The organism is Emticicia sp. 17c (assembly GCF_037153985.1).
Classification (GTDB): domain Bacteria; phylum Bacteroidota; class Bacteroidia; order Cytophagales; family Spirosomataceae; genus Emticicia.
On record NZ_JBBAYI010000004.1, the window covers coordinates 30,206 to 44,577 of the forward strand.

At 39.9% G+C, this 14,372-nt stretch carries 15 protein-coding genes; 9 read left to right on the top strand and 6 right to left on the bottom strand.

Annotation, left to right across the window (positions count from 1 at the left end):
* Positions 1–19: 19 nt before the first annotated feature.
* The 3 genes from porM (at position 20) to WAA15_RS09885 (ending at position 3,220) form a co-directional block, all read left to right on the top strand.
* A complete protein-coding gene (gene porM, locus WAA15_RS09875) occupies positions 20–1,618 on the top strand; it encodes a type IX secretion system motor protein PorM/GldM (protein WP_337042573.1) in 1,599 nt (532 codons plus the stop codon).
* 24 nt (positions 1,619–1,642) lie between these two features.
* Positions 1,643–2,524: a type IX secretion system ring protein PorN/GldN gene (gene porN / locus WAA15_RS09880; RefSeq protein ID WP_337042574.1), complete on the top strand. Its 882-nt coding sequence runs from the start codon at positions 1,643–1,645 to the stop codon at positions 2,522–2,524.
* A gap of 345 nt (positions 2,525–2,869) precedes the next feature.
* A complete protein-coding gene (locus WAA15_RS09885) occupies positions 2,870–3,220 on the top strand; it encodes a hypothetical protein (protein WP_337042575.1) in 351 nt (116 codons plus the stop codon).
* Between the two features lie 125 nt (positions 3,221–3,345).
* Here WAA15_RS09885 and glyA read toward each other — a convergent pair whose 3' ends face one another.
* The 6 genes from glyA to WAA15_RS09915 form a co-directional block, all read right to left on the bottom strand.
* Positions 3,346–4,638, bottom strand: a complete 1,293-nt coding sequence (gene glyA, locus WAA15_RS09890) for a serine hydroxymethyltransferase (RefSeq protein WP_337042576.1) — start codon at positions 4,636–4,638, stop codon at positions 3,346–3,348.
* A 280-nt stretch (positions 4,639–4,918) separates the two neighbouring features.
* Positions 4,919–6,133 (bottom strand): hypothetical protein, encoded by a 1,215-nt coding sequence (locus tag WAA15_RS09895; RefSeq protein ID WP_337042577.1) that lies wholly within the window; start codon positions 6,131–6,133, stop codon positions 4,919–4,921.
* 102 nt (positions 6,134–6,235) lie between these two features.
* Positions 6,236–6,736 (bottom strand): hypothetical protein, encoded by a 501-nt coding sequence (locus WAA15_RS09900; protein WP_337042578.1) that lies wholly within the window; start codon positions 6,734–6,736, stop codon positions 6,236–6,238.
* Positions 6,737–6,763: 27 nt separating this feature from the next.
* Complete coding sequence (purS, locus tag WAA15_RS09905) at positions 6,764–7,015, bottom strand: phosphoribosylformylglycinamidine synthase subunit PurS (protein WP_337042579.1); 252 nt, start codon at positions 7,013–7,015, stop codon at positions 6,764–6,766.
* A gap of 45 nt (positions 7,016–7,060) precedes the next feature.
* Entirely contained in the window at positions 7,061–7,804 is a 744-nt protein-coding gene (locus WAA15_RS09910; protein WP_337042580.1) for a CDP-alcohol phosphatidyltransferase family protein, read from the bottom strand.
* Between the two features lie 360 nt (positions 7,805–8,164).
* Positions 8,165–8,887, bottom strand: coding sequence for a GNAT family N-acetyltransferase (locus WAA15_RS09915; RefSeq protein WP_337042581.1), 723 nt, complete (start codon positions 8,885–8,887; stop codon positions 8,165–8,167).
* A gap of 333 nt (positions 8,888–9,220) precedes the next feature.
* On the opposite strand from WAA15_RS09915, the gene WAA15_RS09920 reads away from it, so the two are divergent.
* The 6 genes from WAA15_RS09920 (at position 9,221) to WAA15_RS09945 (ending at position 14,341) form a co-directional block, all read left to right on the top strand.
* Entirely contained in the window at positions 9,221–9,847 is a 627-nt protein-coding gene (locus tag WAA15_RS09920) for a hypothetical protein (protein WP_337042582.1), read from the top strand.
* A gap of 120 nt (positions 9,848–9,967) precedes the next feature.
* A complete protein-coding gene (locus tag WAA15_RS09925) occupies positions 9,968–10,546 on the top strand; it encodes an RNA polymerase sigma factor (protein WP_337042885.1) in 579 nt (192 codons plus the stop codon).
* A 90-nt stretch (positions 10,547–10,636) separates the two neighbouring features.
* Positions 10,637–11,218, top strand: a complete 582-nt coding sequence (locus WAA15_RS09930) for a hypothetical protein (RefSeq protein ID WP_337042583.1) — start codon at positions 10,637–10,639, stop codon at positions 11,216–11,218.
* Entirely contained in the window at positions 11,193–12,275 is a 1,083-nt protein-coding gene (locus WAA15_RS09935) for a DUF4097 family beta strand repeat-containing protein (protein WP_337042584.1), read from the top strand. Before WAA15_RS09930 ends, WAA15_RS09935 begins: the two co-directional genes overlap by 26 nt.
* A 118-nt stretch (positions 12,276–12,393) precedes the next feature.
* On the top strand, positions 12,394–12,912 hold the full coding sequence (locus WAA15_RS09940; protein ID WP_337042585.1) for a cupin domain-containing protein: 519 nt from the start codon (positions 12,394–12,396) through the stop codon (positions 12,910–12,912).
* A 241-nt stretch (positions 12,913–13,153) separates the two neighbouring features.
* Entirely contained in the window at positions 13,154–14,341 is a 1,188-nt protein-coding gene (locus tag WAA15_RS09945) for a TlpA family protein disulfide reductase (protein ID WP_337042586.1), read from the top strand.
* Positions 14,342–14,372: the final 31 nt, after the last annotated feature.

The window sequence follows — 14,372 nt, forward strand, 5'->3', positions numbered from 1 at the left end:
GTATAATACTACTAGATATATGGCAGGCGGAAAAGAGTCACCACGTCAGAAGATGATCAACATGATGTATCTCGTTCTGACGGCAATGTTGGCACTCCAAATAAGTAACGCTATTTTACAGAAATTCCAGTTATTAAATAATAGCTTAGAGCGCGCAAATTCAGCTGCAAACGAAACAAACGAGAAGTCGGTTTCTGCAATCAAAGCTGAAGTTGCAAAACCGGGTAATGAAAAATATGCAGATGTAGTTCGAAAAGCTGCAGAAGTAAGAAAAATTACTTCTGAAATGGACAGCTATATCAGTGGTCTGAAACAGGAAATAATAGAAGCTGGCGGAGGACCTGACCCCGTAACAGGTGTAAAGAATCCTTCAGAAGAAGAAAAAGTGGCTATCCTGATGGTAGGTGCCAATAAAAATGGTAAAGGCTATGAGTTAAAGAAAAAATTGAACGATTTCGCTGCACAAATCCAAAAGTATGGCGACCCTAAAGTGCAATTTACTGAATTAGCTGTTGATGCCTCGGCTGACCCTGTACTATCAAAAACTGATATAACTACCCGTAAAAAAGATTTCTCGGAACTATACTTTGCCCAAACACCCGTACCTGCTGCATTGGCCATGTTAAGTCAGAAACAGTCAGAAGTACGCCGTTTGGAAGCACAAGTGCTAGAACATTTGGCTAAACAAGTAGGTATACAAGAGATAAAATTCGATGAAATTTTTGCCGTAGTTATTCCTGATGCACGTGCCGTAGTAGCTGGCCAGAAATATTACGCCGAAGTAGCTATCGGAGCTTATTCAAAATCTATTACGCCACGTATCAGCATCAATGGCTCAGCAGTACCAATCAAAGATGGGAAAGGAGTATATGAAGTAACAGCACAAGGTGGCGAATTTGATAAAAACGGACAACTAAAACGCTCATACAAAGCAATTGTATCGTATCCGGCCCCTGATGGAAGCTATAAAACAGTAGAAAAAGAAGAAACCTATACCGTTTTAAGACCTTCTGTTCAGTTAGAATCTGCTTCGTTACCTCCCTTGTATTTCAAGTGTGCTAACGAACTACAAACATCATCGCCAGGTTTAGGAGCCTTGTATGCGCCAACTTTTGGTGGCTCAGGTGCTGAGTTTATTCCAGGTGGTGGCGGTAAAGTAACTGTTGTGCCAAATGCAGCACAAGTAACACTGAACGTAGTAAACAATGGTATTACGTTGCAATCGTTCCCTTTCAAAGTACGTCGTGTGCCTAAACCAACTGTGTATTTCACTAACCAGTCGGGTACTAGGCTGAACGAGAAAAAAGGAGAGTCGGCTGCTGGTCTGAGAGTAATCAATGCAGTAGCTGCTGCTGACGAAAACTTCAAAACAACAAACCCGAAAGATGCGGCTTATCGTGTAGCTGAATACGAGGTTAACCTTGCCAGAGGTAGCAAGCGTGTAGCTAACCCAGTAGTAGCCACAGGTGGGCAGGCAAATATTTCCAGCCTTGCACAACAAGCACAACCGGGCGACCGTTATGTAATTGAAGTAAAAAGGGTTGAGCGTAAGAACTTCAAAGGGGAAATCGAATCTGTTGATGTAGGCAGTGTGATTGTAACAATCAACTTGTTTTAAAAATAATTAATAAATTTTCAGCTAATGAGAAAATTACAAGGCATGGCTTTGGGAATTGCACTAATAACCAGCCAGTTAGCAGTAGCTCAGGAAAAAACAAATAATCACTTGAATCCGCTCTCGGTTCGTCCGGTACACGATTCAAACGTTATGTACAAAGTTACCCTTTGGAGAAAAATTGATTTAAGAGAAAAAATGAATCAACCACTTTTTGCCAAAGGTAGCGAAATTACCAAGCATTTGATTGATGCAGTAAAAGCAGGATTGCTCGATGCCTATTCTACCGATTCGTTAACAACTAAGCTGACTTTAGAACAGTTCAGCGAACGTTTACAAATTAAAGAAGAAGGTGGCGGGTTATCGCAGGAAGAAAAAGACGCTGGTTTTAGCAGTGCCAGTGACGATGGCTGGGGTGGTGGAGACACCGGCGGAAAAACCAAACCTGATAGCTCAGGTTTTGGCGGAAATACGTCATCAGGGCTAAGCAGTGCAACTGAGTATTTCCCAAGCCAGTTAACTACCCTTGAATTGAAAGAAGACTGGATTTTTGACAAACAACGTTCACGTCAGTATTTCGATATTCTATCGTTAGGAGTTATTATTCCTGCCGAACAAACTACATTAGGTTTCGACCGCCCCGTAGCGTATTTTAAATATAAAGATTTAGAGCGTTACTTCCGTTCAAACCCGAAATGTATCTGGTATAACGCTGCTAACGTTGCCCAGCATAAAAACTTAGCTGATGCCTTCGAACTACGCCTGTTCCATGGTAGAATCACGAAAAGGTCGAACGCTGCCGACAGAGACCTTGACGATATCTACAAATCGGCTCGTGAAGGATTGTTAAAATCAGAACAATTAGAGCATGAGCTAATGGAATTTGAACATAATTTGTGGGAATATTAAGAGAAATCTTGTATATACAAAAAGGGAGGAGTTGAAAAACTACCTCCCTTTTTTTTTGCCTCAGGCACTTCACATAAATAAAATGTCATTTCAACGATATTTTAACACTCTTTAACGTTTTTTAGCCTAAAAAATATTTTTTTAAGTGCAACTTTGCAGCAGAGTTTTGCATCTTATTTATGTAAACCCCAGAGCGGCATCTGATTGTAACCGTTCATCCGACAATACAACCACTTATCCACAACTTAAAAAAAAATAGTACTATGTATTGCATAATACCAAACAAAACATATATCTTTGTATTGTCAATGAAGCAGAATTAAATGCTCTCCAAAAAATAAAATTATGAAAAAGCTTTTAATGATATTCGCCACCCTTTTAATAAGCCTCAATACAATGGCTTTGGGTTTCCCTCATAATACTTACAATCAGCAACGCAGGCTAACACAGCCTACTGCAAAAACAGCAAGTCTGAAAGAAGCACAAGTATTAAACACCTCATTAGTAACGTTGGAGAGCAATAGCGAGGAGGTTTCTACACAGGCATCTTTTCTTGAAATGTTAGCCGATTACCTGATTAATTTGTTCAAAGAAAGTATCTCTCATAGCAGAAGTATGGCTATGAATGGTTTCCAGAAAACACAGTGTGAGTATTTTGCTATCAAATACGATTTTGAGTACCAACTAGTTGGTTAAGGATGTACCGCAAGGGGCATCCGTATAAATGTCTTATTTTCATACGGTTTAGTTAAGGTTTAGACAAAAAGCGTGGCTCTTTGAACCACGCTTTTCTTATATTTCAACCCTATGTAAGCCCGCTGTTAGAACTGAAACAAAGGGTAATCTTTCATCCAGTTATTAATTTCCTGTTTTACGTTGGCAATAGTTGAAGCATTGGCATGGTTCATCAGTACATCATCAATCAAATCTACAATTCTTACCATGTCTTTCTCAACCAACCCGCGCGAGGTCATCGCAGCCGTTCCTACACGCATTCCTGAGGTTGTCATGGCCGTTTTGTCATCAAAAGGTACCATATTTTTATTTACCGTAATATCGGCCTGAATCAAGGCGTTTTCAGCCAGTTTACCTGTCAAACCTTTCGGACGTAAATCAATCAGCATTAAATGGTTATCAGTACCACCCGAAATAATTTTATAGCCACGGTTAACAAATTCTTCTGCCATTACTCTGGCGTTTTTCTGAACCTGTACGGCATAGTTATAGAAATTATCTGTAAGTGCTTCGCCGAAAGCAATCGCTTTAGCCGCAATAATATGCTCTAGTGGCCCGCCTTGAGTACCCGGAAACACGCCTGAGTCTAACAATGACGACATCATTCTTACTTCACCTTTTTGCGTAGTAATACCAAACGGATTCGGGAAGTCATGGCGCATCATAATTACCCCGCCACGTGTGCCGCGAAGGGTCTTATGAGTAGTAGTAGTAACAATATGGCAATGGTCGAATGGGTCGTTTAGTAAACCCTTCGCAATAAGGCCGGCAGGGTGCGAAATATCAGCCAGTAAAATAGCACCAACCGAGTCAGCAATCTGGCGTAAACGCACGTAGTCCCAGTCACGCGAGTAAGCCGAAGCTCCGCATATAATCAGTTTCGGACGTTCCTTGTGTGCTGTTTCTTCAACTTTATTCCAATCAATCAAACCAGTTTCCTGCTCTACACCGTAAAAGAAAGGCTGAAAATACTTACCAGATATATTTACAGGAGACCCATGCGAAAGATGCCCACCGTGCGACAAGTTAAAGCCCAGAATTTTATCGCCCGGTTGTAAACATGCCAGAAAAACAGCCATATTAGCCTGCGCACCCGAATGTGGTTGCACATTGGCCCAAGTAAGGTTAAATAACGCTTTCAGGCGGTCAATGGCAATTTGCTCAATCTGGTCAACTACCTCGCAGCCACCATAATAACGCTTGCCTGGCAGCCCTTCAGCATATTTATTAGTGAGTACACTACCCGCAGCCTCCATTACTTGTGGCGAAACAAAGTTTTCTGAAGCTATCAGTTCAATACCATGTAATTGGCGATTGTTTTCTTTCGTGATTAAATCGAAGATTTCGGTATCACGATAGAGCGATGTTTGGACAGACATATTGATTGTTCGATGTACGATTTAAGAAGTACGAATGATAAAAATGAATACAAATTTAATGGAATGTTAGAAGAACAAATAAACAGAACCAAATAATCTTTTGCTAGTATGGGCAGAAGCGAATACTTTCTTGAAAAAATACTATTAATTGCCAGAATATACCAGCTTCAGGAAGAATAATCTGTTTACATGTTAAGCTCGTGGCCTAGTAGTAAAGCAAATTTAAAAATAGATATACGTTTAAACAGAAAAATGTAATCATGCTTCAATAAAAAAACACTCACCTGATTAAAACGGCCCCTGCTATCATTTTCTCCATCATTTCACAATTAGCTACATACGATAACTCAGCCTGATAAATACCAGTATAAATCAGAAAAGGCGTAGGGCGGGCTTTAAAAAAAGCCTTTTTGTAAGTGTCTTCCAGTTTTTCAAGACCAATACTCTGGCGTTTTTCGTTAATTTCATGTTCAGTTAAAATACTGGGTTTTTCTTTTCTCCAGAAAAACTGTTCAGGGTTTTCGGTCTGCTTGTTATTGGGGCATGGGGTGTTGTTTTCGAGCCGTACCTGAAACACCAATACACGGCCCATTGTATATGGCTCGTCAGGCGAGTAATTCATCAGCCAGCTAATAATGGCAGGATGCGCCCGGCCGTCTCTTATAGCCTGTTTAATCAGAGGCATAATGTCGATGTCTGGCCCTTTTTGCGTAGATAACGCAGAAGACAAAATGCTGGGTATGAAAGTATTTTCAAGAAGGAATGATTTTGAATGAATATAAGACCCCATTACCAGAAATTCTTTTGGTGTTTCCTGATTCAGGCCAATCAGGTTTTCGTCAGGAAACCCGACGCTTTCCAGTATTCTGTACGTTTTCATGAAAGCCTCTTCCGTAGCAATGACCCTTTTGGTGTCGTTTACCTTTCGTAGGCTATCTACCTGTGCCAGTAGTAATTTAGGCATCTCTTTCATGAAAATGAGGCTATCAACAGGCACCCATTTAGTATCTTTATTGTGCGTTTTGTAGTAGTCTCGTAATTGTGGGGTAATACGAGCAAAAGGCGGCAGGTGCATGTGCTGATAAATCTTCCTTAACGAATCGCTCAGTTCGGTATCAATATGTGGTTTAATCAGTAAGGCACGTTTTTCAAAAGCTGCCCACTGTTTGCAGGTATCGGCTACTGTTTTAAAAAAATTATCCTTCCTGAAATTCTTAACCTGATAGCCTTTTTCCACTATTTTTTCCAGAAAATCGAAAGCCAGTGGCATTTTATCTATCAAAGTAGCGCAAATAGCGGCGTTGTAATAATCTTTGGCAAAGGGTTTTTCTACATTAGCAAAGGCTTCCTTGTAAAACTCAAGTGCTTCGTAGTAACTGGTGTCAACAATGGCTAGTTCGGCTTCATTAATAATGGGGTGGTAAATTCTCGTAAAATCTGTTTGGGCATAACTGATAAAACCAGAAAACCATAGCAGCCAGAAGAGCTTTTTCATTATGTAAAAGGGTTGGGGGTGTTAGCAAAACGCATATAAAATTAAAAAACCAACTCATATTTGAGTTGGTTTTAAAAAGCATTAACAAATGCTTAACAAGTTTCAGGAAAAAGATTTTAGATGCAAGGCATATAAGCCTGAGAAAAGCGCGGCATTAATAAGAGAAAAGATGCCTATGCTCCAACCCATAGAGCCACCTAAAAGAATAATAGGAGCTAACACCCCAACGGCGTTTCCGGCCAAGTAAACATAAAAACCTTTTTTACGAAGCCCCCACATCCAGATTCCACCCAGAATCAGCAACATACCTGAAACTAGATTGGCAACACCACCCGTGATAAGTTGTTTTTTTTCAAACATGGCATCCATCTGACCTCGAGATTCTTCAAATTTCTCAAAGTCGCTGGCCGACATATATTTCGACATTATATCCATCATCATCTCATTACTTTGCTCTTTTTCGGCCATTATAGCTTCAGGCATAAATACTCGGCGTATGCCCGTATAAAGCTGTACGGCATTCCAGATGAAAGTAAGAATACACAAGATGGTAAGAAACGTTGTACGAACAGGCGCTGTGTTTTCCTCAAATGGGTTTTGCATCAGATTAAGTGTTTATAAAGATTCGACTTAAATCTCTGTTAATTCAAAACTATATTCTTCCATAATAAGGTTGGCCAGTAGTTTTTTGCAAGCATCTTCTACAATGCTCTCGGCAGTAGCTTTGTCGGCAGCCTCAATTTCCATATTGATGTGCTTACCAATACGGCAATCGCTAAAACCTTGTATATCAAGGTTTTTTAATCCTAGTAATACAGCTTTTCCTTGAGGGTCAAGGATTTCCTTGATAGGCATTACGTCAATCGAAGCGAGGAATTTCATAAGTACTAACCCCCATTCCCGATAAGGGGGATTTGGTTTTAGAATTTAATCCCCTTTGGGAGCAGGGGCTATTGTATGATTAATAACAGATAAAACTACGTATAGAAATATAATGAGTGGAATTGCCAGAAATTGCAAAACCACCAGCAAAATTACAGAAAGAATTAGAAATATGTACTTGATTTTGTTATCAACCCACGAAAAATTTTTAAACTTCAAGGCAAACAACGGAATTTCGGACACCAGCAGGTAGCTCATCAGCACAGTATAGGCCAATAAAAATGTAGTATTCTGGATAATAAAGCCATAATTACTGTTAAAACTCAGAATCAGCGGGAACGATGCCACCACAAAAGCATTGGCAGGCGTAGGCACTCCAATAAAAGAATCTGATTGCCGGGTATCTACATTGAATTTAGCCAACCGCAACGCAGAAAAAAGTGCCAGTATAAAACCTGTATAGGCCAGTGGCTTGAAACGAGCTGGCGAAGAAAAAACTTCGGCTAAAACCGAACTCTCAGCCAATGAAGCATCTAACAGATATACGAGCATGAAGGCAGGCAAAGCTCCAAAAGTAACCATATCGGCCAGTGAATCAAGCTCTTTGCCAATAGCCGAGTGCTGTTTTAGCAAACGTGCTACGAAGCCATCAAGGAAATCAAGAATACCCGCTATAAAAACAAGATATGACGCATAGGTAAGTTCGCCCTGAAAAACCAGAATAATCCCGAAGCACCCGCAAAGTAAATTGCCAAGTGTCATCAGGTTAGGAACAGTAAAAAGTTTCATACGTTGGTGCTTAGGTAATTATCATTTAATGGTCGAAAATTACAATATTCTATCAATATTATTTCAGCTACTTATCAAGTATTATTTCAAACACAGCTTTTGGTAGCTAACACAAATACCAGTATAAATAAAACCAATAGTGCTATACCTATAAATATAGCCATCATCTGTAAGGTTCTTGCGCGTATGAGCTCTCTTAACAAACGAGTATATCATCTAGATAAGCAACACTCCCATATAAATGCAGATACCAGATAATAGCAAACGCAAAATTTTTATAAATAGGCAATACAGCCCTACAAAAAAGCCCTGTTCTTCCGAACAAGGCCCTGAGTTATTCTATAATACCATTAATAGTGTCTATAATTCCACTAATTCCTTTGCGGCTGCCAGTTTTTTTTTTCTGCGCTCTTCACGTCTCAACAGAATTCTCTGTTTAAAACTCATCCAACGTTCATACAAAGGCAGCTCTTTCAGAAAATCCCAGTTTTCATCTTTTTTACCTTCATCTTCTTTCTTCTTTGCCTCAACAGGGTCGAACAACATACCCGTACACAAACAATGCTTACGGTTAGTACGCGTCAGAATATCGTAGTTTACACAGCTCGAGCAACCTTTCCAGAAGGCATCATCGGCTGGTAACTCGCTGAAAGTAGTTGGCTCATACCCCAAATCCGAGTTGATTTTCATCACGGCCAGGCTTGTGGTTAAACCAATAATTTTTGCGTCGGGGTATTTCTTGCGTGATAACTCAAAGGCTTTTTGTTTAATACGCGTAGCAATACCACTCTTACGGTAGTCGGGGCTTACAATCAGACCCGAATTTGCCACAAACTTGCCGTGTTCCCAAGTTTCAATGTAGCAAAAGCCTACCCACTTACCTGTTTTGGTTAAGGCAATAACGGCCTTACCTTCACGCATTTTTTCACGCAAATAATCAGGAGAACGTTTGGCAATCCCTGTACCACGGGCTTTAGCACTCTCTGCCATCTCTTCACAAATAGTTTCTGCTAAATCGTAGTGGCTTTCGTTAGCTATTTGTACAATATATTGGTCGTCGGAAGTTATATCTGTGTTATTCATCGTCATTTTTTGGGCTTTCCCACAAACGGAGACGCTGTATCCTAAAGATTGTTAAATAATGAAAATAAGAAAAAAAATGAAGCGAGGGGGTGTTTTACCACGCAGGCAAAACGGTTACAGTCGAGTCCTTTCGGACCTGACAAATCGAACGGGCGTTATGGGAAGACGAATGTTCATTTGCTTTTAAAAAACAGGATACAAAGATGTTAGGTTTTAAATTTATATCCAAAATATAAGCCTAATATTTTTGTTTGCCCATGAATAACGATACACCCCATGATTTAGTTCATGAGTTGCAAAAAATTAATACCTTTGAAAAAAAATTTAATATCCTTGAACACTCGATTAGCCTCTTTTCTATCAGTTGCGTTGCATCCGTTGTTAATGCCAACTTTTCTGTTTGTTATTCTGTTTTTTCTGGCTCCTATTCCGCTGGGTGTCGAGGGGCTGGCCCCTACTTTTAAATGGGTAGTGCTGGGTTTTGTGTTTATTTATACATTTGCTATTCCGGCATACATTATTTATATGCTCAAACGCTGGGGTATTATCAGCAGTCTTAATTTATCTTACCTACCCGAACGCCGCATTCCTTACTTTCTTACGGCGGCTATTTATGCTGTTCTGGGGTATTTTCTCTATAACAAAAACTCAAGCCTTTTTGCTTGTGCTTATATCCTCTGGAGTATCACGCTGGTTATTCTGTTTGTGGCTATTATCAGCCTTTGGTGGCAAATAAGTGCCCATGCCGCGGGCATAGGCGGTATTATAGGCGCGTTGGCGGGTATCATGATTAAATTCGGTGAAACAGGTCTTTTTATTCCTCTTTTATGTTCAATGGTGTTGGCGGGTTATGTGTTATCGGCCCGTTTACAACTCAATGCCCACACCCCCCGGCAAGCATGGGCGGGGCTTATACTGGGCATTATATTAAGTCTGCAATCGGTAGCTTATTTTTTTTGACAGTATAAGTGCTTCATTATTAATGTTTTATGGTAAATTCGTGAAAAATGTTGTAACATTCGTGCAACATTTGGTTTTGTGTTGTGTCTTTTATTTGAAACCATAAAACAGCATACCCCTCTGACGAACACAGTATTTATTAACAAGCATGCCGACCTTGTCGAGCAATGTAAACGCGGCGAAAGTAAAGCGCAATACGAACTGTATAAGCATTACTCAAAGGCCATGTTTAGTGTCTGTATGCGGATATTGAATCATGTCGGCGAAGCAGAAGATGTATTGCAGGAGGCATTTATTGATGCCTTTGCCAAAATAAAGGATTTCAGGCAGCAATCAACTTTTGGGGTATGGCTTAAGCAGATAGTTGTTAACAAAGCCATTAATCAGCTAAGAGCCAGACGCGTAGAACTGGTAAATATTGACGACTATGATTTTGGGGGAGATGAATACGATGTAGCCGATTACGACGAGTCAGAGTCTTATTCAGACACCGACATGAAGTATGAAGTAGAGCGTATCCGCAGGGCAATGGAACAACTGCCCGAAGGCTTTAGAGTAGTGCTTTCTTTGTATCTGTTTGAAGGATACGACCACGAAGAGATTGGGAATATACTGGGTATCAGCGAAACAACGTCGCGTACGCAATATATGCGGGCCAAAAAAAGGCTGTTAGAAATCGTAAAAGGACAGTTATTCTGAAACTAAACTAAAGTAAATGGCCTGTATGCAGGCAATTTACAAACCTGAAAATAAGTATATCAATTAAATACCCCGCAAGGGCTGAGTGATATGAAAGACCGTTTAGAAAGATTTGTGAGAGATAACCGTGAAGATTTTGATAGCTACGAGCCATCAAAAGACTTATGGAAAAAAATTGAGGCGGAAGTAGCTAAACAACAACCACAAGGCAAACGCCTCAATGGCAAAGTAGTAAAGTTTGGCGGTGCAAAATGGAGGCTGGCTATTGCTGCAGGCATTGCCGTTTTGTTAACAGTAGGATACGGAGTAATAACTTATATGCAAATACCCGAAAACTTTACGGGTATTGATGATGTGCCGCCGGCTTATACCAACACTTACGGAAAAGAGCTTGTGCAGTTTACCTCAACGGTAGAGCAGAAAAGAGAAGAGCTGAAAGCACTCGAAAAAGAAGACCCTCAGCTTTACCACCAGTTCGATGCCGAGTTACAGGCATTAGAAAAAAGTTACCAGAACCTGAAAGAAGCCCTACCGCAAAATCCGAATCAGGAAGACTTGCTGAAGGCAATGGTACAAAATTTAAGTATGCAGATCGATCTGTTAAACCAACAGTTACAAATAATTCAAAAAATTAAAGAAATTAAAAATGGAAAAACTAAAACGATGGTGTAGTACCTGCACCCGCATGAGGGGTGTATACTGGCTGCTACTACTGCTGACTTACGTGCCAGCTTTTGCACACGATGATGATAATCAGGTTGAAAAAAAGAAAACTGTCAGTTTTTCGTATCCGGTAAGCTCAGCTGATAAAATCTCGCTCAATAACCAGTTTGGCGATATAAAAGTGAGCTTCTGGGATAAAAAAGAAGTACGCGTCGAGATATTCATCATCGCCAATGCGTCGTCTGAAGAAAGAGCGACCGACTTTATTAACACGGTTAATGTTTCTGGCAAAAAAGAAGAAGGCATGGTGTTTGTAAAAACCAACATCGAACGGTCGTCGAACAGAAACTGGAGCAACAAAGGTGATAAACATTCGCTAAAGATTGATTACGCCGTTTTTATGCCTAAATCGAATGCACTTCAGGTAAAAAACTCTTTCGGCAACGTATACCTGCCTACTTTTAGCACCCCTCTGAGGGTTGACCAGAGCTATGGCAAGCTCGTAACCGAAGATATTTTAACACCTGAGGCCGACATTAATCTGGCTTTCTGCCCAAATTCCTATATTAAATCAATGGTAGGAGGCAGGCTAAAGGCTTCGTATTCGGGTATTAAAATGGAAAAAGCCGACGACTTCGATTTTAATAACAGCTTTGGCGACATTAGTATTAAAGAAGTGGGCAAAATCGATGCAAAAATCAGCTATTCGAGCGGGAGCATAGGTTTACTGAAAGAATCAGGCAATCTTAAACTCGATTTCTCAGGCGATTTTAAACTCGGAAGCCTCGGCAGAAACGTAAAAGAGCTTGACATCAAAGCTAATTATTCGCCAGTGGCTTTAGATTTAGACGATAACGTAACTTACGATTTCGATGTAAAAGCACATTACGGAGATTTCGAGTATCCGAAAGATAAAGGCATTTCGTTTTCGAGAAATACCGAAACCGAGAAGAAAAACAGTTACTCTTTCAACCCTACCAAGTATTATTCGGGTAAAGTAGGGAAGGGGTCGTCGAATTGCAAGATTACAGTAGACAGTAATTTTAGCACTGTAAAACTTAAATAAATTAAAGTGTTCAAAACTCAAAAAGGATAGGCTCTGTTGAGCCTGTCCTTTTTTGTTTACAGGGTTAAGCGTTGGTACAGATTTTTGTAGTTTATTAGGTATATAAATACTTACTTCCATGACAGAAAAAATACCATTGGTGATGGAGTCGCTAACCAGCAACCACGGCAAACGTACCGTAATTGAATCGACTTTGGCGGCAGGGGCAAGTGTGCCTTTGCATTTTCATACACAGTTCGACAAAACCTTTGAAGTGCTTGAGGGCGAAATCAGTATCCTGAACGAAACAACCGCAACAACCCTGAGGGCTGGCGAGTCGTTTACGATTGGTAAAGAGGTTGTTCATAGTTATGTAGTTGGCAATACAGAAGCCATTGTGAAAATTACCCTAGAGCCGGGTAATCTTTCGTTTGAAAACGCTATGAAACTCATTAACGGTATTCATCATGACGGTGAGTATGCCCGATTAAGCACCCTCGAAAACAATAACATGGTGTTTATGGCTATTATTGCCAAACTCACCGACGCTCACTATATGGGCGAAGCCGGATCCACACTTGATACTTTTCTGCAAACTGAAGAAGGCAAACAAGTAATGTATATTCAGAACGAAATGATAGAAAAATACTGTGTCTGATTGTGTCGGGGTGCTGTTGTGTCTCATCAAAACTATCGCTAACGATAGCGTGGCTCTTGTTGGGTATTCCAAGCAAAACCCTGAAACAAACCTTAACGCAAAAATATGAGCAGCTTTTGTTCGCTTAGCAAGCAGTTTAGTGTATTTTTGTCGTTAGTTGTGTGTGGCTGAAAAAATCCTTTCTTTACAAACCAAGTTCCATAATTACTTGCTGAAAATTGCTCGGAAATATGCTTGTTAATTGTTTCAACAAGGAAAAAACTATTGCCCGACAAATCAATCATTATTTGATGTAACAATTACCATGCGCCTCATTAATTTGTGTTTTATTACCCTTTTCTGTACCCTTTCGGCATTGGCTCAGAGCAAAAAAATGCTTGTAAAGTTTGTTTTTCCTTCTGAAAACACCCATAAGCCACGAATTTTCTACGAAAATGGTGTCGGTAATCAGGAGTTTATTTATCCCAGAAATACCACCGAAACACAGTTTACCTTAGAAACAGACTGTTTTCAGCCGTATCTGCGCATTTCGCTTTTAAGCACAGATATATTCAGAGAAGAAATGTTTGAGAACGACGAGAATTTTTACACGGCCGAAAAAGTATCGGTCATGGAAATCATAACCAACCCCGATTCGTCCAGCAATGAAAAATACCTTTTTAAACTAACAGGTTTGGTCAAAGATATTGGCTCAAGTGCCTACAAAAGTGCCATTAAAGAAGAGGTAGTCCGATTATTAGCCTTGCGTAATAACCCTGCAATATTCCAGAACGATTCTCTGCTGAAAGAAGCCAATGCTTTAGGGCGGCAGATAGATGAAAAAACACTACAACTGATACAGGCAAACAGCAACGATTTCTTTTATCAGCAACTGTTTTATTCAAAAATAGCCACTTTACATTATTATAAAAGCAAATCATATTTGCTCAGTTTCTTCACGAGCAATTTTAGTAAAAGTTTCAGGACTTCGTTTTACGGAGAAAAAATCCATGATGCTATTCTGGACCTCGAACTGGATTATAACTCAATAGCTCCCGATATTAGAAAGGTATCGCTCGATAAAAAACAGATAGACCTCAAAGATTATCGACAGACCTACGTACTAATCAATTTCTGGGCAACATGGTGCAGGCCATGTGTGCAGGAAATACCAACGCTGAAACAACTCGTTGATGCGCACAAAGATAAAGTAACATTCATGATGGTGTCGTATGATGAGGATTACCAAACCCTGAAAAAGTTTATTAAAAACAATAACCTTAATGCTATTCATATCATTGATAATGACAACAGCATTGGTGATATGTGGAAAGTAACAGCTATTCCGAAAACATTTTTGGTAAACAAAGAGGGCCGAATAATTTATAATTCTAATATTGACGAAGACGCAAATCTGGCAAAGCTAAAAAAGGTACTAGAGAAAATGTAAAATGCGGCTAGCGATGTTCTGAAACCAGTGT

What these genes read in the sequence shown, in the direction of transcription:
- porM (WP_337042573.1), top strand. Translation starts at nt 20, where the DNA reads ATGGCAGGCGGAAAAGAGTCACCACGTCAGAAGATGATCAACATGATG.
- porN (WP_337042574.1), top strand. Translation starts at nt 1,643, where the DNA reads ATGAGAAAATTACAAGGCATGGCTTTGGGAATTGCACTAATAACCAGC.
- WAA15_RS09885 (WP_337042575.1), top strand. Translation starts at nt 2,870, where the DNA reads ATGAAAAAGCTTTTAATGATATTCGCCACCCTTTTAATAAGCCTCAAT.
- glyA (WP_337042576.1), bottom strand. Translation starts at nt 4,638, where the DNA reads ATGTCTGTCCAAACATCGCTCTATCGTGATACCGAAATCTTCGATTTA.
- WAA15_RS09895 (WP_337042577.1), bottom strand. Translation starts at nt 6,133, where the DNA reads ATGAAAAAGCTCTTCTGGCTGCTATGGTTTTCTGGTTTTATCAGTTAT.
- WAA15_RS09900 (WP_337042578.1), bottom strand. Translation starts at nt 6,736, where the DNA reads ATGCAAAACCCATTTGAGGAAAACACAGCGCCTGTTCGTACAACGTTT.
- purS (WP_337042579.1), bottom strand. Translation starts at nt 7,015, where the DNA reads ATGAAATTCCTCGCTTCGATTGACGTAATGCCTATCAAGGAAATCCTT.
- WAA15_RS09910 (WP_337042580.1), bottom strand. Translation starts at nt 7,804, where the DNA reads ATGAAACTTTTTACTGTTCCTAACCTGATGACACTTGGCAATTTACTT.
- WAA15_RS09915 (WP_337042581.1), bottom strand. Translation starts at nt 8,887, where the DNA reads ATGAATAACACAGATATAACTTCCGACGACCAATATATTGTACAAATA.
- WAA15_RS09930 (WP_337042583.1), top strand. Translation starts at nt 10,637, where the DNA reads ATGAAAGACCGTTTAGAAAGATTTGTGAGAGATAACCGTGAAGATTTT.
- WAA15_RS09935 (WP_337042584.1), top strand. Translation starts at nt 11,193, where the DNA reads ATGGAAAAACTAAAACGATGGTGTAGTACCTGCACCCGCATGAGGGGT.
- WAA15_RS09940 (WP_337042585.1), top strand. Translation starts at nt 12,394, where the DNA reads ATGACAGAAAAAATACCATTGGTGATGGAGTCGCTAACCAGCAACCAC.